Source organism: Blastococcus sp. URHD0036, from assembly GCF_000701365.1.
In the GTDB taxonomy this organism is placed as follows: domain Bacteria; phylum Actinomycetota; class Actinomycetes; order Mycobacteriales; family Geodermatophilaceae; genus Trujillonella.
This window is the reverse complement of record NZ_JNIK01000014.1, coordinates 337,117-358,685: the sequence shown is the minus strand read 5'-3', so window position 1 is coordinate 358,685 and position 21,569 is coordinate 337,117. Positions and strand designations below refer to the sequence as shown.

The 21,569-nt window shown below is 72.3% G+C and carries 20 protein-coding genes; 9 read left to right on the top strand and 11 right to left on the bottom strand.

Annotation, left to right across the window (positions count from 1 at the left end):
* Positions 1–84 precede the first annotated feature (84 nt).
* Positions 85–1,002, top strand: a complete 918-nt coding sequence (locus N555_RS0113840; protein ID WP_081866224.1) for an alpha/beta hydrolase — start codon at positions 85–87, stop codon at positions 1,000–1,002.
* A gap of 33 nt (positions 1,003–1,035) precedes the next feature.
* On the opposite strand, the gene N555_RS27940 is transcribed toward N555_RS0113840, so the two are convergent.
* The 7 genes from N555_RS27940 to N555_RS0113805 all read right to left on the bottom strand — a co-directional run bounded on the left by N555_RS27940 (position 1,036) and on the right by N555_RS0113805 (position 7,707).
* Entirely contained in the window at positions 1,036–1,377 is a 342-nt protein-coding gene (locus tag N555_RS27940; protein WP_029432086.1) for a VOC family protein, read from the bottom strand.
* Positions 1,378–1,571: 194 nt separating this feature from the next.
* Positions 1,572–2,093: a (2Fe-2S)-binding protein gene (locus tag N555_RS0113830; protein ID WP_029432085.1), complete on the bottom strand. Its 522-nt coding sequence runs from the start codon at positions 2,091–2,093 to the stop codon at positions 1,572–1,574.
* Entirely contained in the window at positions 2,086–2,961 is an 876-nt protein-coding gene (locus tag N555_RS0113825) for an FAD binding domain-containing protein (protein ID WP_029432084.1), read from the bottom strand. Before N555_RS0113825 ends, N555_RS0113830 begins: the two co-directional genes overlap by 8 nt.
* On the bottom strand, positions 2,958–5,294 hold the full coding sequence (locus N555_RS0113820) for a xanthine dehydrogenase family protein molybdopterin-binding subunit (protein ID WP_029432083.1): 2,337 nt from the start codon (positions 5,292–5,294) through the stop codon (positions 2,958–2,960). Before N555_RS0113820 ends, N555_RS0113825 begins: the two co-directional genes overlap by 4 nt.
* 1 nt (position 5,295) lies before the next feature.
* A complete protein-coding gene (locus N555_RS0113815; RefSeq protein ID WP_029432082.1) occupies positions 5,296–6,111 on the bottom strand; it encodes a mycofactocin-coupled SDR family oxidoreductase in 816 nt (271 codons plus the stop codon).
* Positions 6,112–6,161: 50 nt separating this feature from the next.
* Positions 6,162–6,356 (bottom strand): ferredoxin, encoded by a 195-nt coding sequence (locus N555_RS0113810; RefSeq protein WP_029432081.1) that lies wholly within the window; start codon positions 6,354–6,356, stop codon positions 6,162–6,164.
* Between the two features lie 37 nt (positions 6,357–6,393).
* Positions 6,394–7,707: a cytochrome P450 gene (locus N555_RS0113805; protein WP_197029013.1), complete on the bottom strand. Its 1,314-nt coding sequence runs from the start codon at positions 7,705–7,707 to the stop codon at positions 6,394–6,396.
* A 647-nt stretch (positions 7,708–8,354) separates the two neighbouring features.
* Between N555_RS0113805 and N555_RS0113790 the strand changes: the two genes are divergently transcribed.
* Entirely contained in the window at positions 8,355–9,821 is a 1,467-nt protein-coding gene (locus N555_RS0113790) for an aldehyde dehydrogenase family protein (RefSeq protein WP_029432079.1), read from the top strand.
* A 56-nt stretch (positions 9,822–9,877) separates the two neighbouring features.
* Here N555_RS0113790 and N555_RS0113785 read toward each other — a convergent pair whose 3' ends face one another.
* A complete protein-coding gene (locus tag N555_RS0113785; protein ID WP_034510423.1) occupies positions 9,878–10,549 on the bottom strand; it encodes a TetR/AcrR family transcriptional regulator in 672 nt (223 codons plus the stop codon).
* 87 nt (positions 10,550–10,636) lie between these two features.
* Between N555_RS0113785 and N555_RS0113780 the strand changes: the two genes are divergently transcribed.
* From N555_RS0113780 to N555_RS0113765, 4 genes are all read left to right on the top strand, one after another.
* Positions 10,637–11,407 (top strand): carboxymuconolactone decarboxylase family protein, encoded by a 771-nt coding sequence (locus N555_RS0113780; RefSeq protein ID WP_029432077.1) that lies wholly within the window; start codon positions 10,637–10,639, stop codon positions 11,405–11,407.
* Positions 11,408–11,487: 80 nt separating this feature from the next.
* Positions 11,488–12,315, top strand: a complete 828-nt coding sequence (locus tag N555_RS0113775) for a mycofactocin-coupled SDR family oxidoreductase (protein WP_029432076.1) — start codon at positions 11,488–11,490, stop codon at positions 12,313–12,315.
* Complete coding sequence (locus N555_RS0113770) at positions 12,312–13,130, top strand: mycofactocin-coupled SDR family oxidoreductase (protein WP_029432075.1); 819 nt, start codon at positions 12,312–12,314, stop codon at positions 13,128–13,130. Before N555_RS0113775 ends, N555_RS0113770 begins: the two co-directional genes overlap by 4 nt.
* A gap of 97 nt (positions 13,131–13,227) precedes the next feature.
* Positions 13,228–14,424, top strand: coding sequence for an acyl-CoA dehydrogenase family protein (locus N555_RS0113765; protein ID WP_029432074.1), 1,197 nt, complete (start codon positions 13,228–13,230; stop codon positions 14,422–14,424).
* A 70-nt stretch (positions 14,425–14,494) separates the two neighbouring features.
* Here N555_RS0113765 and N555_RS25980 read toward each other — a convergent pair whose 3' ends face one another.
* The 3 genes from N555_RS25980 to N555_RS0113750 all read right to left on the bottom strand — a co-directional run bounded on the left by N555_RS25980 (position 14,495) and on the right by N555_RS0113750 (position 16,982).
* Positions 14,495–14,803 carry an ArsR/SmtB family transcription factor gene (locus N555_RS25980; RefSeq protein WP_051684057.1) on the bottom strand — a complete coding sequence of 103 codons (309 nt, stop codon included), beginning with the start codon at positions 14,801–14,803 and terminating at the stop codon, positions 14,495–14,497.
* A 5-nt stretch (positions 14,804–14,808) separates the two neighbouring features.
* A complete protein-coding gene (locus N555_RS0113755; RefSeq protein ID WP_029432072.1) occupies positions 14,809–15,627 on the bottom strand; it encodes a mycofactocin-coupled SDR family oxidoreductase in 819 nt (272 codons plus the stop codon).
* A 113-nt stretch (positions 15,628–15,740) separates the two neighbouring features.
* Positions 15,741–16,982, bottom strand: a complete 1,242-nt coding sequence (locus tag N555_RS0113750) for an ABC transporter substrate-binding protein (RefSeq protein WP_197029012.1) — start codon at positions 16,980–16,982, stop codon at positions 15,741–15,743.
* 241 nt (positions 16,983–17,223) lie between these two features.
* Here N555_RS0113750 and N555_RS0113745 point away from each other — a divergent pair, with 241 nt between their 5' ends.
* The 3 genes from N555_RS0113745 to N555_RS0113735 are packed head-to-tail and all read left to right on the top strand — an operon-like array spanning position 17,224 to position 21,561.
* Positions 17,224–17,829, top strand: a complete 606-nt coding sequence (locus N555_RS0113745; RefSeq protein ID WP_197029011.1) for a TetR/AcrR family transcriptional regulator — start codon at positions 17,224–17,226, stop codon at positions 17,827–17,829.
* A gap of 1 nt (position 17,830) precedes the next feature.
* Positions 17,831–19,567: an ABC transporter ATP-binding protein gene (locus tag N555_RS0113740; protein ID WP_029432069.1), complete on the top strand. Its 1,737-nt coding sequence runs from the start codon at positions 17,831–17,833 to the stop codon at positions 19,565–19,567.
* Positions 19,564–21,561, top strand: a complete 1,998-nt coding sequence (locus N555_RS0113735; RefSeq protein WP_029432068.1) for an ABC transporter ATP-binding protein — start codon at positions 19,564–19,566, stop codon at positions 21,559–21,561. The genes N555_RS0113740 and N555_RS0113735 overlap by 4 nt, the downstream gene beginning before the upstream one ends.
* The last annotated feature ends 8 nt before the right edge of the window (positions 21,562–21,569 follow it).

Genomic DNA, 21,569 nt, shown 5'->3' with positions numbered 1-21,569 from the left:
ACGTCCTCGCCCACCGCACGACCGTCCGGGCCGGTCGGCCCGCCGCCGCCCTTCGATCCCGAGTGCGCCGCGGTACTCGCACCGATGGCGGAGATGCTGACGGCGGTGCGCATCACCGCCGACCTGATCCCGGCGATGCGCACCGCCGTCGGGATCCCACGGCCGACCGCGGACGAGCTGAGCCGCGGCGGGGCCTTCACCGTCGAGGAGCGGACCGTCCCGGGGCCGGCGGGCGCACCGGAGATCTCGCTGCTCGTCTGCCGGCCGACGGCGGCGCCGGCGCCCGTCCCCGTCGTCTACACCATGCACGGCGGCGGCATGATCGTCGGGAACAACGGCATGGGGGTGGACGACGCCCTGGACTGGGCGCAGGAGCTCGGGACGGCCGTCGTCTCGGTCGAGTACCGCCTGGCGCCGGAGACCCCGCACCCGGGACCGGTCGAGGACTGCTACGCCGGCCTGTCCTGGACCGTCGAGCACGCCGCGGAGCTGGGCCTGGACCCGGCACGGGTCGTCGTCGCCGGGCAGAGCGCGGGGGGTGGTCTCGCGGCCGCGCTCGCGCTGATGGCCCGCGACCGCGGGGGCCCGGCCCTGCTCGGCCAGCTGCTGCTGTGCCCGATGCTGGACGACCGCAACGACACGCCCTCCGCCCGGCAGATGGCCGGCGTGGGGCTGTGGGACCGCGACGCGAACCAGACCGGCTGGACGGCGCTGCTCGGGGACGCCTGCGGTGGTCCCGACGTCTCCCCCTATGCCGCCCCGGCCCGCGCGACCGACCTGTCCGCGCTGCCTCCGGCGTTCATCGAGGTCGGCTCCGCGGAGACCTTCCGCGACGAGGACGTGACCTACGCCGGCCGGATCTGGCAGGCCGGCGGCGTCGCCGAGCTGCACGTGTGGCAGGGCGCGTTCCACGGCTTCACGGAGATGGCGCCGGACGCCCAGGTCTCCCGGGACGCCCGCGCCGCACGGCTGCAGTGGCTGCGCCGGCTGCTCGCGTCGTAGCCCTGCCCGCGGGGTCGTCCGGGTCGGCCCGGCTCAGCCCCGCTGCAGGATCTCGATCTGGTTGCCCCAGGGGTCCAGGAGGTCGACCGAGAAGGCCTGTTCGCCACCGGGCGACCCCTCGAACGCCTGCTGGTGCTCGGCACCGTTCTCGAGGGCCAACGCCTCGGTCCGCTCCAGGTCGGACACCTGGATGAGGAACTGCGCATTCCAGTCGTTCCGTTCGTCGGCCCGGTCCTGGATCAGGATGAAGCCCGGCCCGCCGGGCATCGTCATCACCCGGTGACCCTCGCCGAGGTCCATGGCGAGCGTCGCCCCGAAGACGGTCCCGTAGAAGTCGCCGGCCTCGTCGATGTCGTCGACGTGGACCTTCAGCATGATCACCTCCGCGGACGCGACATCGGCCGTGGCAGACGCCGATGGCGCCGACGTCATGTCCGGAACGGACATCTCGACCACGCCCGTGCCGGGCGCGTCCGTCGCGTCGGCCGAGTCATCGGCCGACGAACTGCACCCGACGAGGACGAGGGCCGCCGCCAGCAGGACCGCACCCCTCCGGGGACTCGTGCCGGTCACGGGTGGCTGCCGTCCCGGGCGGCCGCACCGGCGTCCGCGTCGGTGGCTCGCAGCGCGTCGGCCGCCGCCCGGACCGCCGCGAAGATCCCCTGGTAGCCGGTGCAGCGGCACAGGTTGCCCGACAGCGCCTCGCGGATCTCCTGGTCGGACGGATCGGGGTTGTCCCGCAGGAATGCCGTCACCGAGACGACGAAGCCGGGGGTGCAGAAGCCGCACTGCAGTCCGTGGTGCTCCCGGAAGGCCTCCTGCACCACCGACAGCCGCCCGTCGCGGTCGGCGATGCCCTCGATGGTGGTGATCTCGGTGTCGTCGGCCTGGACGGCGAACATGAGGCAGGCCCGGACCGCGTCGCCGTCGACCAGGATCGTGCAGGCCCCGCAGGCCCCGTGCTCGCAGCCCAGGTGGGTGCCGGTCAGCCCGCAGGTGCTCCGCAGGTGGTCGGCGAGCGTGAGCCGCGGAGGCACGGTGCTCCGCCGGGCGACGCCGTTGACCGTCATCCGGACGTCCACATCAGCCATTGCGCGCCTCCTGGAGGGCCTTCTCCCAGGCGCGCGCCACCATGGCCGCGCCCACTCGCGTGCGGTACTCCGCCGGACCGTGCAGGTCCGAGGGCACGGAGTCCAACCCGGACACGGCTGTCTCCCCGACCTCGTCGGCGCGGACGTCTCCCGCGACGGTCCCGACGAGGGCCGCTTCCGCGGCAGCCGCGCGCTCGACCTGGGGGGCGAGCCCGAACAGACCGATGGAGCAGCGCCGCACCCTGTCGTCGTCGTCGAGCTCGACGGCCACCGTCGCCCCCGCGATGGCGTAGTCACCGTGGCGGCGGGCGAACTCCTCGATCGCGAACCCGGAGCGTCCGTGCCAGCGCGGGAAGGCGACGCCGGTCAGCACCTCGTCCGGTTCCAGCGCGGTGGTCCACCAGCCGCTGAAGAAGTCACCGGCGGGGATGGCCCGCCGTCCGCGGACGGAGGACGCCTCGATCTCGGCGTCCAGGGTCAGGGCCACCGCGGGGTACTCGCCGGCGGCGTCCGCATGGGCGACGGAGCCACCGAGGGTGCCGCGGTTGCGGATCTGGAAGTGCCCGATCAATGGGGTGGAGCGCGTCAGCAGCGGCACCGCGGCATCGATGTCCGCCGAGCGCTGGATCGCCGCCTGCGTGGTGCCTGCGCCGATCCACAGCGCGTCGCCGCGGTCGACGACGCCCTGGAGCTCACCCACCCGGCGCAGGTCGACCAGATGGTCGACCGCGGCCAGGCGCATCGCGAGCATCGGCATCAGGCTCTGGCCGCCGGCGATGACCTTGGCGTCGTCGCCCAGCTCGGCCAGGAGGGTGACCGCCTCCTCGAGGCTGTCCGGCCGGTGGTAGTCGAACGCGGCCGGCTTCACACCCGCACCCCCTGGTTCGCCTCGGCCTCTTGCAGCAGGGCGACGATGGAGGCCGGCGTCATCGGCAGCCGGGTGATGGTGACGCCGAAGGGCGCGAGCGCGTCGGCCACGGCGTTCACCACCGCCGGCGGTGCGCCGATGGCGCCGCCCTCTCCGACGCCCTTGTACCCACCCGGTCCGGGGCCCGGGGTCTCGACGTGGCCGTACTCGATGACCGGCACCTCGGTGCTCGTGGGCAGCAGGTAGTCCACGAAGGTGCTGGTGATCGGGTTGCCGTCCTCGTCGTAGACGCTGTTCTCCAGCAGCGCGCCGCCGATCCCCTGGACCGTGCCGCCGGCGATCTGCCCCTCGACGACGTTCGGGTTGATCATCGGGCCGCAGTCCTCGCTGACGATGTAGCGCAGGATCGTCACCGCGCCGGTCACGACGTCGACCTCGCACGTGCACACGTGGGTGGCATTCGCCCAGATCGTGGGGCTCTGGGCTTGGTACCGGCCGCTGGCCTCGAGGCCGGGCGGCACCCCGGGGGGCAGCTTGCGCGTGTCGAAGTAGGCGATGTCGGCGATCTCGGCCAGCGACAGCCCGGCGCCGGGGGTACCCCGGACCTGGGCCCGGCCGTCGGCCAGTTCCAGGTCCTCGACCGCGGCCTCCAGCCGGTGCGCGGCGATCGCCAGCAGCCGCTCGCGCAGCCCGGCCGCGGTCTCCGCGACCGCGCCGGCGATCATCGAGCCCGACCGGCTCCCCCCGGTGCCGCCGCCGAACGGCGTGACCGCCGTGTCGCCCTGGATCGTGTTGACCTGGCCGATGTCCACGCCGAGCGCGTCCGCGGTCAGCTGGACGGCCGTGGTCTCCAGGCTGTTGCCGCTGGACCCGCCGGACACGTACACGTTCACCACGCCGGAGGGCTCGATCCGGATCGTCGCGCCCTCCGTGCCGTGGAACCCGCGGCCGCTGGTGGTCGGTTCCACGTAGCTGGAGGTCCCGACACCGATGTAGCGCCCGGCCGCGCGGGCGGCCGCCTGCTCCCGGCGGAAGGACTCGTGGTCCAGGATCTCCAGCGCGTGCTCGAACGTCTCGAGCGGGCTGATGTCGCTGTACGGCATCCCGTTGGGGTTGGTCACCGGCAGCTCGTCGTGGCGCAGCAGGTTGCGCCGTCGCAGCTCGACGGCGTCGATCCCCATCCCGCGCGCCGCGACGTCCAGCAGCACCTCGCGGGCCAGCGTCTCGTACTGCCACGGCCCCCGGTACGCGGTGCGCCCGTTGGTGTTGGAGAACACCGAGGTGCAGGTGAACGTGGCCGCCGGGACGCGGTACGGCCCCGGGAACAGCATCCCCACCACCACGGCCGTCATCACCGGCCACGGCACCGGATAGGCCCCGGCGTCCTGCACGTGGTCCAGCGCCGCGGCCAGGATCGTGCCGTCGGCGTCGAAGGCCAGCCGCGCCGTGCCGTGCTCGTGCCGGCCCTGCCCGGCCGACGACAGGTTCTCCTGCCGGTCCTCGATCCACTTGACCGCGGCCGGGACCTTCAGCGCTGCCAGCATCACGCACAGGTCCTCGCGCTGCGGCAGCGCCTTCTGCCCGAACCCGCCCCCGGTGTCGCGCATGATCACGCGGACGCGGTGCTCGGACAGGCCCAGCGCCCGGGAGCAGAACAGCCGCACCTCGTGCGGTACCTGCGTCGACGCCCAGATCGTCATCCCGCCGTCGTGGGCGGAGTACTCCGCGATCAACCCGCGGGTCTCCATCGGCACCGCCTGGTAGGCCTGCTGGTGGATCGTCTCCTCGACCACGTGCGCCGCCGACGCGAAGACCTCGGCGAGCTGTTCGGCGGGGCGCCCGCTCATCGTCCCCGCGACGTTGCCGGGGTAGGCCGCGTGCACCAGTTCCTCGGACCCGGTCGCCGTCTTGTAGTCGACGACCGGCTCCAGCGGCTCGTAGTCGACGACGACCAGCGCGGCCGCGTCCTCGGCGACGTAGCGGTCGACCGCGACGACGAGAGCCACCGGATCACCGACGAACCGGACCTCGCCCTCGGCGAGTGCCGGACGCGGGGTGTCCGGGACCTTCGGTCCCACCAGGGAGTACCACGGCTCGCGGACGCCGGGGTTGAGGTCCTCGGCGGTGAACACCGCGTGCACGCCGTCCAGCGCGAGCGCCGCGGACACGTCGATCCCGGTGATCCGCCCCCTCGCCAGCGGGCTGCGGACGAAGTGCGCGTGCAGCATCCCCGGACGCACGACGTCGTCGACGAAGCTCCCGTGCCCCGTCAGCAGCCGCGCGTCCTCCACCCGCTGGACGCGGGCGCCCGCATACCGGGCGGCGGCCGTCATCTCAGCGCCAGTTGATGTTGCCGGCGTCCACGGGGATCAGCGAGCCGGTCACGTAGCGCGCGTCGTCGGACACCAGCCAGGCGATGGCGTTGGAGATGTCCCGTGGCTCGACGGCCTCCACCGGCAGCGCGTTCGCGAGGGAGTTCGCCAGCTCCGGGGCGTGCTTGACGATCAGGGAGACGTCCCCGTTGTTCGCCATCGGCGTGCGCACCGTGGTCGGCGCGACGCTGTTGACCCGGATGTTGTGCGGGCCCAGGAAGTTGGCCCACGAGCGCATGAGGCCGAGGACCCCGTGCTTCGCGGCGGTGTAGGCGAGCATGCCGGGGTAGTTGGTGGGAGAGCCGATCACCGCTCCGGTGGAGCTCGTCAGCACGATCGCCCCGCCCCGGCCGTTCTCGATCATGGACGGGATGGCGACGCGACCGGTGTTCCAGACGCCGGTGAGGTTGACGTCGACGACCTCCTGCCACTGCTCCGCGGGAGGAGCGACGGCGCCCGGCCCCACGCCGGCGTTGGCCACGACGATGGTGACCGCGCCCAGCTGCGCGGAGCCGTCGTCGAACGCCTGCTGCAGGGCGTCACCGTCGCGCACGTCGGCCTCGACGGCGACGATCCTGCGGTCCAGTGCCTCGACGAGACGCACGGTCTCCTCGAGGTCCTCCGGCCGCGACATCTTGTAGCCGACGGTCTTCATCTGCTTGCAGATGTCCACCGCGATGATGTCCGCACCCTCCTCCGCCAGGCGGACGGCGTGGCTGCGGCCCTGCCCCCGGGCCGCTCCGGTGATGAACGCGACCTGGCCGTCGAGCTTTCCCATGAGTGCTCCTCAGAAGGTGAGTGGTGCGGAGTGGAACGGGGGTCCGGCGCTCAGTCGCGGAGTGTGATCACCGACGCCGGGCAGGCGGCGGCGGCCGCGCGGGCACCGCTCTCCTGCGCGCCGGTCGGCGCCGGCTCGAGCAGCCGCACCAGGCCGTCGTCCTCGTCCTGGTCGAACAGGTCCGGCGCTGCGAGCACGCACTGCCCGGCGCCGATGCACGCGTCGCCGTCCACCCCTATCCGCACGCGGAGTCGCCTCCTCGCACGCAGGCTCCGGCCCGGGTCATGCCCAGGTGACCGGCAACGACTGGACGCCGAAGATCAGCATCTCCGTCTTGATCTGGATCTCCTCCAGCGGCACCGTGAGCCGCAGGCCCGGCAGGCGGGTGAACAGCTCTTCCAGCCCGATGCTGAGCTCCATGCGGGCCAGCTGCTGCCCGAGGCACTGGTGCACGCCGTGGCCGAAGCCCAGGTGGGAGGGGCGCGGGCGGGTGACGTCGAACCGGTCGGGGTCGGTGAAGTGCTGCGGGTCCCGGTTGGCCTCGGGCATGGCCACGATCGCCGTCGCGCCCGCCGGGATCTCCACGCCGCCGAGGGTGACGTCCTCGGTGGCGATCCGGGTGACGCCCAGCTGCGCGATGCTCATGAACCGCAGCAGCTCCTCGACGCAGTTGTCGAACAACTCCCGGTCGGCGCGCAGGGCCGCCAGCTGGTCAGGGTGCGTCATCAGGGCGAGCGCGCCCAGACCGAGCAGGTTCGCCGTCGTCTCGTGGCCGGCGCCGAGCAGGACGATCGCGATGTCGACCAGCTGCGCGTCGGTCAGTCCGGCGTCGGTGGCACGCACGAGGTCGGAGATGATGTCCTCGCCCGGGTCCGCCCGCTTGTCGGCCACCAGCTTCCGCATGAAGCGCTGCTGCACAGCACTGGCGGCCATCCGCTCCTCCTCGGTGGCCTCGACGTTCGTGCCGACCGAGGTGAACTCCTGGAAGTGGTCGCGGTCGTCGGGGTCCACCCCGAGCAGCTCGCTGATCATCAGCGAGGGGATCGGCAGCGCGTAGTCGCGGATCAGCTCGGCCTCGGTGCCGGCCGCCCGCATCGCCTCGATCTGCTCGGCCGCGATCTCACGCAACCGCGACTCGAGCTTCTGCATGCGGCGCACGGTGAAGTGCCCGGTGAGGAGCCGCCGCAGCCGGGTGTGCTCGGGCGGGTCCATGAAGATGAAGTAGCCGTCGCCTCGTGGCGCGGCGTCCGCCGGGGAGACGACGGGGCAGCCGCCGCGCTCGGCCGCCGCGCCCATGGCCGCGACCTCCTCCGGCCGGAACGAGGTGGCCTCGCGATTGCGGAACTTGTCCGCCGAGAACCGCGGGTCGGCGAGCACCGAGCGGCTCTCCGCGAACCCGGTGACCAGGTAGGCGGTCATCCCGGTCAGCAGCTGGAACGGCTGGACGGCACCTTGCCCGCGCCGCGCCACCATCCCGGGCGCCGGGTCGAAGGGACAGCCGGGCGGGTGCTCGACCATGTCGGCCGCGACGGGACGGCGGAAGTCGATGGGGGGTCGCTCCACCGCCTCCTCGGTCTGGGCACTGTCCATGCTCATCAGGCTGTCCTCTCCGCGGCGTCGAGAGCCCGCTCGATCGACCGTCACCGGCCTGTGTCGGGGCTCGTCGTCCATCTGGGCTCGGGCATCGTGGGTGCGCGTCACGAGGGCGTCCGCCCGCGACCGTCCTCGATAAGGCAGATGTCTTAGTCAAACATGAAAGTGATGTCGGTCGCAATAACCGCAGCACAGGTGCCCGGCGGAGCCTGGCCGAATTCGACGTCGAGGTCAACAGTCCGGCACAAGCCCCGCCGGAACACGCCCACGTGCCGAGGACGTCGGTGGCCGTCGGGGGCATGTGGGCGCCTCGGCGGTGCAGCTCCGGTCGACCCGGGTCGTCTCGACGTCGGCGATGAGCACCCGCCCGGACCTCGGCGTCTCGGGGTGATGGATGGCGGTCCTGGTGCAGATGACGTCGGCGGGCCGGATCCAGGCGCCAGTGCAGGTACCGGAGGCGTGCGGGGCGGGGTGGCGAGCTTGCATCGTCACGAGTTCCCAGCACCCATCGCCGCTCATGGCCGACTTCCCAGGCCGGCGTTCCGCGGATCGCGCCCGGTGCCGGCTACGGGTCTTCCCCGCTCAAGACAGGTGTCTTACTCTGATGACGACTGTGACAGGGTGCACAAGGCCGACCCGACGGAGGAACCATGACAGCGACACCCACGATCGACACCGAGCCTGCACTGCTCATCGGCGAGGACCGCCTCGCGGAGGCCTCCGGCGGCACGTTCGACCACGTCTTCCCGGGCACCGGCCAGGTCAACGCGGTCATCCCGATGGCCGGCCCGGAGGAGATCGACCGGGCCGTGCGCAGCGCGGCGGCCGCGCAGCGGGAGTGGGCGGCCCTGCCCGTCGAACGGCGGCGCGAGCTGATGATCGCCCTCGCGCGGGCCATCGACGCCGACACCGAGAACCTCGCCCGGCTCAACGTCCACGACTACGCCGTGCCGATCATGATGGCGCCGGGCCAGGTCGGGCTGCTGTCGAAGTTCTTCGACTACTACGCCGGCTGGATCGACAAGGTCACCGGCCAGACCGCCCCGGTCATGGGCTCGCACGACGTCAACATGATCACCCGCGAGCCCTACGGCGTGATCGGCGTCATCGTCCCCTGGAACGGCCCGCTCGTCGGCATCGCCATGGCCGTCGCACCGGCCCTTGCCGGCGGCAACGCCGTCGTCATCAAGCCGCCGGAGCTCGCCCCGCTGGCCCCGCTGCGCTTCGGTGAGCTCTGCCGCGAGGTCGGGCTGCCCGCCGGCCTGGTCAACGTCGTCCCCGGCGGCCCCGAGGCCGGCGACGCGCTCGTCCGGCACCGCGGCATCGGCAAGCTGCACTTCACCGGCAGCGGGGCGACGGCGAAGAAGATCGCGGTCGCCGCGGCCGACACCCTCAAGCCGCTGTCGTTCGAGCTCGGCGGCAAGTCGGCCAACGTGGTGTTCGCCGACGCGAACCTGGACCGCGCGGTCATGATCGCCGCATTCATGGGGCCGCTCACCCAGTCCGGTCAGAGCTGCGCGTGCGGCAGCCGCATCCTGGTCGAGCGCAGCATCTACCCCGAGTTCCAGGAGCGGCTCGTGGCCGCCGTCGCGCACGTGCCGATCGGCGACCCGTTCGACCCCTCCATGATGATGGGGCCGGTCGTCAGCGCGGCGGCCGCCGACCGGATCACCGGGACCATCGACGAGGCCGTGCGCTCCGGCACCGGGCGGCTGCTGACCGGCGGCAAGCGACTCGGCGGCGACCTCGCCGAGGGCTACTACATCGAGCCGACCGTCTTCGCCGACGTGCCCAACAGCAGCCCCCTGGCGCAGATCGAGACCTTCGGTCCGGTCGTCTCGGTGATGCCCTTCGACACCGAGGACGAGGCCGTGGCGATCGCCAACGACTCCGACTTCGGCCTGGTCGCCTACGCGCACACCTCGGACTTCGAGCGGGCGCACCGGGTGTCGGGACGACTGGAGGCGGGCTCGGTGTGGATCAACGCGTTCAGCGAGATCCAGCCGAGCGGTCCCTACGGCGGCTACAAGGAGAGCGGCTACGGGCGGCTCGGCGGCATCGAGGGCCTGCACGAGTTCACCCAGGTCAAGAACACCCGCATCACACTCGGGAGCTGACGGAACGGCCCCCCGCCCGGCCGGGGCGGGGGGCCGCCGCTCAGATGCTCGGCACGTCAGATGCTGAGCGCCCAGCCGACCGCCGTGTCGCCGGCGGACTCCAGGGCGGCGGTCGTGCGGTCGGACGCGGGCGCCTGCAGGAACCCGACGAGCCCGTCCACCAGGCTCTCGAGCTCGAGCGCGAACGGCAGCACAGGGATCCCCTGCTCCCGCGCACGCTCGCGGTCGGCGGCGGTGTGCACCACCAGGTTGCTGGCGCGGGAGATGCGGTGGCCGCGCAGTGGGTCGGCCAGGTGCGGCAGCAGCGACCGCAGGTGGTCGAAGTACGAGCGGGAGTTGCTCGCGTACGGCTCCGGCAGGCCGTCGAAGACGTCGGACCGCCCGTAGTGGTGCAGCACGGTCAGGAAACCGGCGTAGTGGCTGTCGTCGAGCTCGCTCTGCTCGAGCATGGCCCGGGCCTGGCACTCCACCCACGCCCGCAGGTCACCGGCAGCCGCCTGCTCGATGAGCAGCGCCCGCCGGGCGTGCAGCCGTGGCAGCCGGTACTCGAAGATCGCCCGCACCAGCTGGTCCTTGGACCCGAAGTGGTACTGGACGGCGGAGTTGTTCGCGTTCCCGGCGGCCACGCCGATCTGCCGCAGCGAGACCCCGTCCAGTCCGTGTGCGGCGAACAGCCGCTCCCCCACCCGGACCAGCTGCTCCTGCGTCGAGGGGACCACTCCTGTCATGCGGGCATGGAACCATGCTGGACAGCCGGAAGACAGGTGACTTACATTGCAGAACAGTTATCGGGATCACATCGGAAGAGGCTGCACATGACACTCACGACCGACGACGTCTACCGCGAGGTCATGACCGTCGACCCGCCGGCGACCACGGACGGCGCCGAGCAGGCGCGCCGCGACAGCCTGTTCGGCGACCTGTGGGCGGCTCCGGGCCTCACCCGCCGTGAGCGTCGCTGGGTGACCCTGGTCTGCGTCGGCTTCGCCACCGACCAGCAGGCGATGGACGAGCACTTCTACGCCGCCATGAACAGCGGCGACATGACGCTGGAGGAGCTGCTCGAGTTCGTCCTCCACTTCGCCGTCTACAGCGGCTGGCCCAAGGCCTCCCGCGTGGAGATGAGCATCAAGGAGCAGTGGACCCGGATCCGCCAGGAGCGCGGCGAGGAGGTCACCGACTGGCCCGAGATCCCGAACGAGACGCTCGGCGAGAACGACTGGGAGCAGCGGCTGCAGGCCGGTGAGAAGTGCTTCGCCGACATCAACATCACGCCGGCGCCGGCCCGCAACACCCCCTACCAGCAGGCCGGGATCCTGAACTTCGTCTTCGGCCACCTGTGGCAGCGTCCGGGCCTGACCCAGCGCGACCGGCGCTTCATCACCGTGCCGTGCGTGGCCAACGCCGAGGCGCCGATGCCGATCCTCAGCCACGTCGGCTCCGCCCTGCACTCCGGCGACATCAGCCGCCCGGAGATGGACGAGCTGGTCCGCCACTACGCCGCCTACGCCCCCGAGGTCAGGAGCACGGCGCTCGCGAAGGCCGTCGAGGACGACCTCTTCGGGAAGATGCTCGCCGCCCGCTGAGCCGCCCGACGCCGCACATCCCCGCACGACCACCCCAGCACCGACCGGCATCCCGCCGGTCGGAGGAGGAGAGCTCATCCATGCCCGGACTCGAGGGCCGCGTCGCCTTCATCACCGGAGCCGCCCGCGGCCAGGGGCGCGCGCACGCCGTCCGCCTGGCCCGCGAGGGCTGCGACATCATCGCCGTCGACATCTGCGCCGACATCCCGACGATGACCTACCCGAACGCCAGCGAGGCCGACCTCGCCGAGACGGTCGCCCTCGTCGAGAAGGAGGACCGGCGGATCGTCGCCCGCAAGGCCGACGTCCGGGACTACGCCGGCCTGAAGGCCGCCTTCGACGAGGGCCTGGCCGAGTTCGGCCGGGTCGACATCGTCATCGCCAACGCCGGCATCATCCGCCTCGGCGACGAGGAGGACCTGCTCGCCGAGTGGCAGGACGTCATCGACACCAACCTGACCGGCGTCTACCACACGATCCGGGCGGCGCTGCCGGCCATGCGCGAGGCGGGGCGCGGCGGCTCGATCGTGATCACCAGCTCGACCGCGGGCATCAAGTCCTCCCCCGCCGACCAGGCCAGCGGCCTCGCCTACATGGCGTCCAAGCGCGGTCTGGTCGGTCTGGCGCAGTCGCTGGCCGGCCACCTGGCGAAGGAGTGGATCCGGGTCAACACCATCCACCCGACCGGCGTCATGAGCGGCATGACGATGAACGAGGCGATGGCGAAGCAGTTCGAGCAGGCCGCGGCCTCCGGCGACAACATGATCGCCGGCATGCAGAACGCGCTGCCGATCGAGATGCTCCAGCCGGAGGACATCGCGAACGCGGTGGCCTTCCTCGTGTCCGACGAGGCCAAGTTCATCACCGGCATCGCCTGGCCGCTCGACGCCGGCTTCACGGTCCGATGACCACCGCCGCAGCAGGCCGGGTCGCCGGGAAGCGGGTCCTCGTCACCGGGGCCGCACGCGGGATGGGCCGCAGCCACGCGCTGCGGCTGGCGGAGGAGGGCGCGGACGTCGTCCTCGTCGACCTCTGCCGGCCGGTGCCGGAGCTGGAGTACCCACTGGCGACCGAGGAGGACCTGGCCGAGACCGTCCGGCTCGTCGAGGCCCTGGACCGCCGGGCCGTGTCGCGGGTCGTCGACATCCGGGACGCCGACGCGCTCAAGGCCGCCGTCGACGAGGGGGCCGCGGAGCTCGGCGGCCTCGACGCGGCCGTGGCCAACGCCGGGGTCATCACCGCCGGCACCTGGGACACCACCACGGTGGCGGACTGGCGCGCCGTCCTGGACGTCAACCTCATCGGGACCTGGAACACCTGCGTCGCCGCCATCCCGCACCTGATCGCGGCCGGCGGCGGGAGCCTGGTGAACATCAGCTCCGCCGCGGGGATCAAGGGCAGCCCGCTGACCACGCCCTACACCGCCTCCAAGCACGGGGTGGTCGGGCTGAGCCTGGCGCTGGCCAACGAGCTCGCCGTGCACAGCATCCGCGTGAACACGGTCCACCCGACCGGCGTCGCGACGGGCATGGCGCCGATGTCGCTGTTCGGCCTGCTCAGCGAGACGCGGACCGACCTGGGGGCGATCTACGAGAACGCCCTGCCGGTGCAGATCGTCGAGGCCCGGGACATCAGCAACGCCGTCCTGCACCTGGTGTCCGACGACGCCCGGTACGTCACCGGCACCCAGATGAAGGTGGACGCGGGCGTCACGATCCGCTGAGCCACCGACGCACGACCGGCTCCGCCGGCCCGGGGTCCACCCTCGGGCCGGCGGACTGCCGACCACTCCTCCCGGTCGGCGAGAGAGGAACGACTACATGGACTTCAGCACCGTCCACCTCACGCCCGAGCAGGAGCAGTTCCAGCGCGAGGTGCGCACCGTCCTCGACGAGATCGTCACCGAGGAGGTGCACGAGCACGAGCGGCGCACCGGGGACGGCTTCCACGAGGGCGTGCACCTGGCGCTGGGCAGCCGGGGCTGGCTCTTCCCGGCCTGGCCGGTGGAGGAGGGGGGCGCCGGGCTGGACCGCGTCAGCCAGCGGATCCTCAGCCTCGAGCTGGCCCGTCGCCAGGTGCCCGGCGTGACACACGGCACCACACGCCTGGTCTGGTCCGGGCTCCAGTTGTCGGCCGACCCGGAACTCGCGGCCGAGCTCAAGCCCGAGGTCGCCGCCGGCCGGGTGCGCTTCTGCCTGGGCTACAGCGACCCCGAGGGCGGGTCGGACATCGCCGCCGCGACGCTGCGCGCCGTCCGGGACGGCGACGAGTGGGTGCTCAACGGCTCCAAGCTGTGGACGACCGGCGCGCACAACTGCCAGTACACGTTCCTCATCACCCGCACCGACCCCGAGGCCCCGAAGCACAAGGGCCTCACGATGTTCCTCGTGCCGCTGGACTCGCCGGGCGTGGAGATCCAGGCGATCCACACCTACGGCGGCGAGCGCACCAACGCCGTCTACTACACCGACGTGCACGTGTCCGATCGCCACCGGGTGGGCGACGTGAACGCCGGCTGGGCCACCCTGCAGGGACCCCTGTCCAACGAGCACGGTGGCGGCCGCATCGCGGACGGCCTCGAGGACCTCGCCGGGGGCGCCACGTACACCCAGTCCTTCGACCGGGCCATCGACGCGGCGGCCCGCTGGGCCAAGCGCACCACCCGCCCCGACGGGACGCTCGTCGCCGACGACCCGGTCTTCCTCGACCGCCTGGGTGCCCTCATCGTCTCGACCGAGGCGAGCCGGGTCACCCACGGACCCATGGGCCGGAACAAGGCGTCCCTGTCCTCCATCGCCGGGGTCGCCGAGCTGATCGACCTGGTCGGCCCCGAGGCCCTGCTCGCCCACGGCGCCGACGGCGCGATCGAGGACGGCGTCATCGAGTTCGCCCACCGCTGGGCGCAGGGCACGGCCACCTACGGCGGGACCACCGAGGTCTTCAAGGGCATGATCGCCCAGCACGTCCTCGGCCTCCCACGGCTCACCCTGCCGGGCAGCAAGCAGTGGGTGCGCTGACCTGCTGACGCGCGACGGCGCCGCCGGCGGGGAGATCCCGCCGGCGGCGCCGTCATGCGTGCTGCCCGGCTCAGGACGGGTCGGCCGCCAGGGCGGCCAGCTCCTGCCACACGTCGGCGGCGGCCGTCCGGCGCAGCGTGTAGGTCAGCGTCCGGCCACGCCGGCGGACGTCGATCAGGCCCGCCTCCAGGAGGATCCCGGCGTGGTAGGTCACCGCCGGCTTGCTCAGGCCCAGCGTGGCGCGGATCAGCGCCACCCCGGCCTCCTCCCGCCCGGCCAGCAGGCGCAGCAGCTCGTGCCGGGCCGGGTGGGCCATCGCGCTCAGCGCGTCGCACACCGAGGTCGCCGGACCCGGTCCGGCCGGGAGAGAGGAGAGCACGGCCGTCAGCCGATGCGGTTCACGAAGCCGGCGTCGACCGGCAGGTTCGTGCCCGTGATGTAGCGGCCCTCGGGTGAGAGCAGGAACGCCACGGCGTTGCTGACGTCGGCCGGCTCGATCATGTCGACGGGCAGGGCGTTGCGCAGGTGCACGCCCTTGTCGACCTGGGTCGCGAGGAAGCCCTGCATCGCCTCGTTCGTCGCCATCAGCGTGTTGACGGCGGTCGGGTGGACGACGTTCACGCGGATGTTCTGGTCGGCCAGGTCGTTGGCCAGGCCGCGCATGATGCCGACGACGCCGTGCTTGGCGACCCCGTAGGCCCCGCCGCCCATCCCCCGGAGCCCGGCCGTCGACCCGGTGAGCACGATCGCGCCACCCCGGCCGCCGGCGACGATGTGCGGGATCGCCACCTGGGTGGTGTTCCAGACGCCGGTGAGGTTGACGCCGATGCCCTCGTCCCAGGCCTGCTGGTCCTCCTCCGGCGTGGTCAGCTTGAACAGGCCGGGGCTGATGCCGGCGTTGGCGACGACGAAGTCGAGCCGGCCGAACTGGGCGACGCCCTCGTCGACGACGGCCTGCAGCGCGGCGCGGTCCCGGGTGTCGGCCTTGCGGGCGACGATCCGCCGGTCGAGCGCCTCGACCTGGCGGACGGTCTCGGCGAGGTCCTCCTCGGTCGACATCGAGTAGGCGACCGAGGCGAAGTCGGCGCAGACGTCGACGCCGATGATGTCGGCGCCCTCCGACGCCAGGCGCAGCGCGTGGCTGCGGCCCTGGCCGCGGCCGATGCCGGTGATGAAGGCGACCGTGCCCTCGAGACGTGCCATGGGGTGTCCTCCTGGGGTGTCGGCCGCCGGGGCCGGCGGCCGGGTGCAGATGCCCGGCGCCCGCTCCTGGAGGAGCGGACGCCGGGCGGGTGGGACAGGTGCCGGACGACCGATCAGCTCACCGGCTCGCCGCAGAACGGGTCGGCGCCCTCGATGGGCACGAACGCGTTCCCCTCGAGCTTGACGTAGAAGGAGCACTGCTCCTCGTAGTCCGTCGTGCTCTGCGGGATGGGGTTCGGGTAGAGCCCGTTGGCGTCCCAGTCGTCGGTCTCCTGGAGGGTCGAGATGAGCTCCTCCTGGCTGGCATCGCAGCCGGCCTGCTCGAGGCCGTAGAGGAACAGGTCGGCGCCGAACCAGCCCTGGCTCTCGTAGAACCCCGGGATGCCGGACTCGTTGTCGGTGTACTCGATCAGCGCGTCGCGGATCTGCTGGGTCGCCGGGGTGTCCTGCTCGATCGGGGTGAAGGACGAGGAGAACGTGACGCCCTGGCCGGCCTGCACCGCGGGCTCGGACTGCAGCAGGTCGGCGCCGTAGCCGGTCGGCGAGAGGAAGATCTTGACCGGGTAGTCGGCCTGCTTGAGTCCGGCGATGATGGCCAGCGACGTGTCGAAGTTCAGCGTCGTGTACACCGCGTCGGCCTCGGACTCGATGATGCCGAGGACGATGGCGCCGACGTCGGTGCTGCCGAAGGGCACGCTGTTGTTGACGTAGGCGCGCTCGAGGCCGGCGGCCTCCATCGACTGCATGCCGGCCTCCAGGCCCGCCTGCGAGCTGGGGCTGACGACGGAGATGCCGGCGACCTTGGTCGCGCCCTGGCTCTTGAAGAACTCCCCGGCCTGGCTGTAGATGGTCTCGTAGTCCGGCACCGGCGCGGAGTTGAACAGGTTGTCGTCGGTGGCGCTCCACTCCGGCGCACCGTCCCAGGCGCCGCCGAACACCGGCACGGTGCTGCCCTGGGTGGTCATGTACGGCGAGGCGCCGTAGAAGAAGGCGCTGACGTTCAGGATGGCGAAGACGTCGTCCTGCTGGACCAGCTTCTGCACGCCGGACAACGCACCCTGCGCACTGGTGGTGTCGTCGGCCTCGACGATGTCGAAGTCCAGGTCGCCGGCGCAGCCCTCGCCCGCGTCCTCGTAGGCGGCGAACCGTGCCTCGGCGCCGCGGATGGAGTCCGCGGCCGCGGCGGCACCCGGGCCGCTCAGCGAGGTGAGCAGCCCGACCTGGAGCGTGCCCCCGGCGCTCTCGCCCCCGCCACCACCGCCGCTCCCGGACTCCTCGTCGTCACTGCCGCACGCCGAGAGCACCAACGCCATGGCACACGCGACCCCCAGGACGGCGGTTGTTCTGCTGCGCATCTCACTCCAGTCCGATCGACACCCGAGCCGGCATGGACCGCACGGGACGACCCGCGCTGCCGACGACGACGGACAGCCGTCCCCACGATGCAAGACATGCACGGGATGATTAAGACGTCCGCCTTCGACGGCGACCGTAGCGATGGCATGGATCACAATCAAGTCCCGTGTCTTAATCGGGATGACGCGCATCGGCGCGTCGAGGTGGCTTGATGAGTGAATGCTCATTACAGTGGCCGTCGTGAGCTCCCCACCCAGCACCGCGCCCCGGGTGCGCGCCGCCCGGCTCTCCCCCGACGACCGGCGCGCGGCCCTGCTCGACGGCGTGATCCCGCTCGTCCAGGCGCACGGGCGCGCCATCTCGACCCGGCAGATCGCCGAGGCCTGCGGCGTCGCCGAGGGCACGATCTTCCGGGCGTTCGGCACCAAGGAGGCGCTGATCGAGGCCGCGATCGAGCGGTACTTCTCGCCGCAGCGCTTCGCCGAGGCCCTCGCCACCGTGCCCCCGACGCTGCCGGTCGAGGAGAAGCTCCGCACGGTCCTCCTGCTCGTGCAGGACCGCCTCCGGGGGGTCGTCGGGGTCCTGGCCGCCGTCCGGGAGCAGCCGGGTCCCGAGATCGCCGTCGACCGGGGGGACCGCCGGTGGCTGGAGCCGCTGCGCGAGCTGCTGGCCCCGGACGCCGCCCGGCTCGCCGTGCCCGTCGAGACGGTCGGGCAGTTCCTCCTGCTGGTCGCCCTGGGCACGTCGCTGCCGCACCTCGCCGGCGAGTTCGCGGGGCTGTCGGCCGACGACCTCGTCCGGCTCGTCACCCACGGGGTGCTCACCGGCCACGGCGGGGAGGACTGAGGTGCTGATCCCGCTCCTGCGCAGGTTCCTGCGCCCCATGCGCGGCCTGCTCGCCGGTGTGGTCGTCTTCCAGGCGATCCAGGCCGTGGCCAACCTCTACCTGCCCAGCCTGAACGCCGACATCATCGACGAGGGCGTGGCCACCGGGGACATCGGCCGGGTGCTCACCCTCGGCGGCCTGATGCTCGGCGTCACGCTCATCCAGGTCGCCGCCGCCGTGGCGGCCGCCTGGTTCGGCGCCCGGACGGCGATGCTGGTGGGCCGCGACGTGCGGCTGGCCCTGTTCCGCCGCGTCGGGTCGTTCTCCAGCCGGGAGATGGGCGCCTTCGGGGCGCCGTCGCTGATCACCCGCTCGACCAACGACGTCCAGCAGGTGCAGATGCTCGTGCTGATGAGCTGCGTGATGCTGGTGCCCACGCCCATCCTCGCGATCGGCGGGGTCGTCTTCGCCGTCCACGAGGACCCGGGCCTCTCGTGGGTCATCGCCGTCGCCGTGCCGATCATGCTGGCCGCCGTCCTGCTGGTGACCTCACGGATGCGGCCGCACTTCGAGCGGCTGCAGGTCCGGATCGACACCATCAACCGGGTGCTGCGCGAGCAGCTCACCGGCATGCGGGTCATCCGCGCCTTCGTCCGGGAGCCGCAGGAGACCGCCCGGTTCGCCGACGCCAACGCCGCGGTGACCGAGTCGGCGCTGCGGGCGGGCCGGCTGTTCGCCTTCGTCTTCCCCCTGGTGACACTCGTCCTGAACGTCTCCAGCGTGGCCGTGATCTGGTTCGGCGCCGCGCGGGTCGAGGACGGGAGCCTCCAGGTGGGCTCGCTGATCGCGTTCCTGAGCTACCTGGTGCAGATCCTGATGGCGGTCATGATGGCGTCGCTGCTGGCGCTCATGCTGCCGCGGGCCGCCGTCTCGGCCGGCCGGATCGACGAGGTCCTCCGCACCGAGCCGACCGTCCTGCCGCCGGCCACCGCGGTGGTCCCCGAGGAGCCCAGCGGCGTCGTCGAGCTGCGCGGCGCCACCTTCGCCTACCCGGGCGCCGAGCGGCCCGTGCTCCGCGACGTCAGCTTCACCGCCGAGCCCGGCCGCACCACGGCCGTCGTCGGCAGCACCGGATCGGGCAAGACCACGCTGGTGGGGCTGATCCCGCGGCTGGTCGACGTGACGGCCGGCGCCGTCCTGATGGACGGCGTGGACGTCCGCGAGCTCGCGCCGGCCCACCTGTGGTCGCGGGTCGGGCTGGTCGAGCAGAAGGCCTTCCTGTTCAGCGGCACCGTGGCGAGCAACCTGCGCTACGGCCGGCCCGAGGCGACGGAGCAGGAGCTGTGGGCCGCGCTGGAGATCGCGCAGGCCGCCGACTTCGTCCGGGCCCTCCCGGACCGGCTCGAGGCCCCGGTCAGCCAGGGCGGCACCAACCTCTCCGGTGGCCAGCGCCAGCGGCTGAGCATCGCGCGGGCCCTGGTGGCCCGCCCGCAGGTCTACCTGTTCGACGACGCCTTCTCCGCGCTGGACACCGCGACCGACGCGCGGCTGCGTGCCGCGCTCGCCCGCGAGGTCGCCGGCGCGACGGTGATCGTCGTCGCCCAGCGGATCGCGACGGTCCTCGACGCCGACCTCATCATCGTCCTCGAGGACGGCAGGGTGATCGGCCAGGGAACCCACACCGAGCTGATGGCGACCTGTCCCGAGTACGCCGAGATCGTGGCCAGCCAGGCCCTACCCGAGGAGCAGCTGGCATGAGCGCCCCACGACCGGCAGCAGCACCAGCGCCCCGGCCCGCCCCCGGTGGGCGGCCCGGCGGCGGGCCGTTCGGGTCCGGCGCCCCCGCCGAGAAGGCCCGGGCCTTCCTCCCCTCGGCCCGCCGGCTGCTCCGCCGGCTGCGGCCGGAGCGGTGGTGGGTGGCCCTCGTCCTCACCCTCGCCGTCGGCAGCGTGGCCCTCATGGTCATCGGCCCGAAGGTGCTCGGCCGCGCCACCGACATCGTCTTCGAGGGCGCCCTCACCCGCGGCCTGCCGGAGGGGCTGACCAAGCCGGAGGCGATCGCCCTCCTCGAGGCCCGCGGCCAGGACACCACGGCCGACCTGCTCCGCCCGCTGGACTTCGAGCCGGGCGACGGCATCGACACCGCCTCGCTGGCCCGGGTGCTGGTCCTCGTCCTGGCGATCTACGTGACCGCCTCGCTGCTGTCGCTGGCGCAGGCGTACGTCCTCAACGGCGTCACCCAGCGGACGATGTTCCGGCTCCGGGCCGAGGTGGAGGCCAAGATCCACCGCCTGCCGCTGCGCTACGTGGACCGCCGGTCGCGCGGCGAGCTGCTCAGCCGGGTCACCAACGACATCGACAACATCTCCCAGTCGCTGCAGCAGACGGTCAACCAGGCCGTCACCTCGGTGCTGACCGTCGTCGGCATCGTCGCGATCATGTTCGTCATCTCGCCGCTGCTGGCGGTCGTGGCGCTGGTGGCGGTACCGCTGAGCCTGCTCGCCGTCCGGCTGATCGCCCGGCGGTCGCAGCCGATGTTCCGCGAGCAGTGGAAGCGCACCGGGTCGCTCAACGGGCAGATCGAGGAGGCCTTCAGCGGGCACGCGCTGGTCAAGGTCTTCGGCCGCCAGCAGGAGGTGGAGGCACGCTTCACCGAGGAGAACGAGCGGCTCTTCCGGGCCGGCTTCGGAGCCCAGTTCGTCAGCGGGATCCTCATGCCGGTGACGATGTTCCTGGGCAACCTCGTCTACGTCGGGATCGCCGTCGTCGGCGGCCTGCTGATGCTGAACGGCTCGCTGTCGCTGGGGAACCTGCAGGCCTTCATCCAGTACTCGCGGCAGTACACCCAGCCGCTGAGCCAGCTGGGCTCGATCGCCAGCGTGGCCCAGTCCGGGGTGGCCAGCGCCGAGCGGGTCTTCGACCTGCTCGACGCCGAGGAGGAGTCGGCCGAGCCGCAGGACCCGCCGTCGAGCGCACCCACCCGCGGCCGGCTGGAGTTCCAGTCGGTGTCCTTCGGCTACGAGCCGGACGAGCCGCTGATCCGCGACCTGTCCCTGGTCGTCGAGCCGGGGCAGACGGTCGCGATCGTGGGCCCGACCGGCGCCGGCAAGACCACGCTGGTCAACCTGATCGAGCGCTTCTACGAGCTCGACGGCGGCCGGATCACCCTCGACGGGGTCGACATCGCCACGATGAGCCGCGCGGCGCTGCGCTCCCGGATGGGCATGGTCCTGCAGGACACCTGGCTGTTCTCGGGCACCATCCGGGACAACATCGCCTACGGCCGGCCCGGCGCCACCCCCGACGAGATCCAGGACGCGGCGCGGGCGGCGCTGGTCGACCACTTCGTGCACACGCTGCCCGACGGCTACGACACCGAGATCGGCGACGACGGCGGCGCGCTGAGCGTCGGGCAGAAGCAGCTCATCACCATCGCCCGGGCGTTCCTGGCCCGCCCCGCCGTCCTGATCCTCGACGAGGCGACCAGCTCGGTGGACACCCGCACCGAGCTGCTCGTGCAGCGGGCGATGACCGCGCTGCGCCAGGACCGGACCAGCTTCGTGATCGCCCACCGGCTGTCGACCATCCGCGACGCCGACCTGATCCTCGTCATGGAGGCCGGCGCGATCGTCGAGCAGGGGTCGCACGAGGAGCTGCTGGCCGCCGGCGGCGCCTACGCCCGACTGCACGAGGCCCAGTTCGCCGGGCCCTCGGCCGACCCGGCCGACGACGAGCTGCAGCCGGCCGGGTGAGCCGGGTC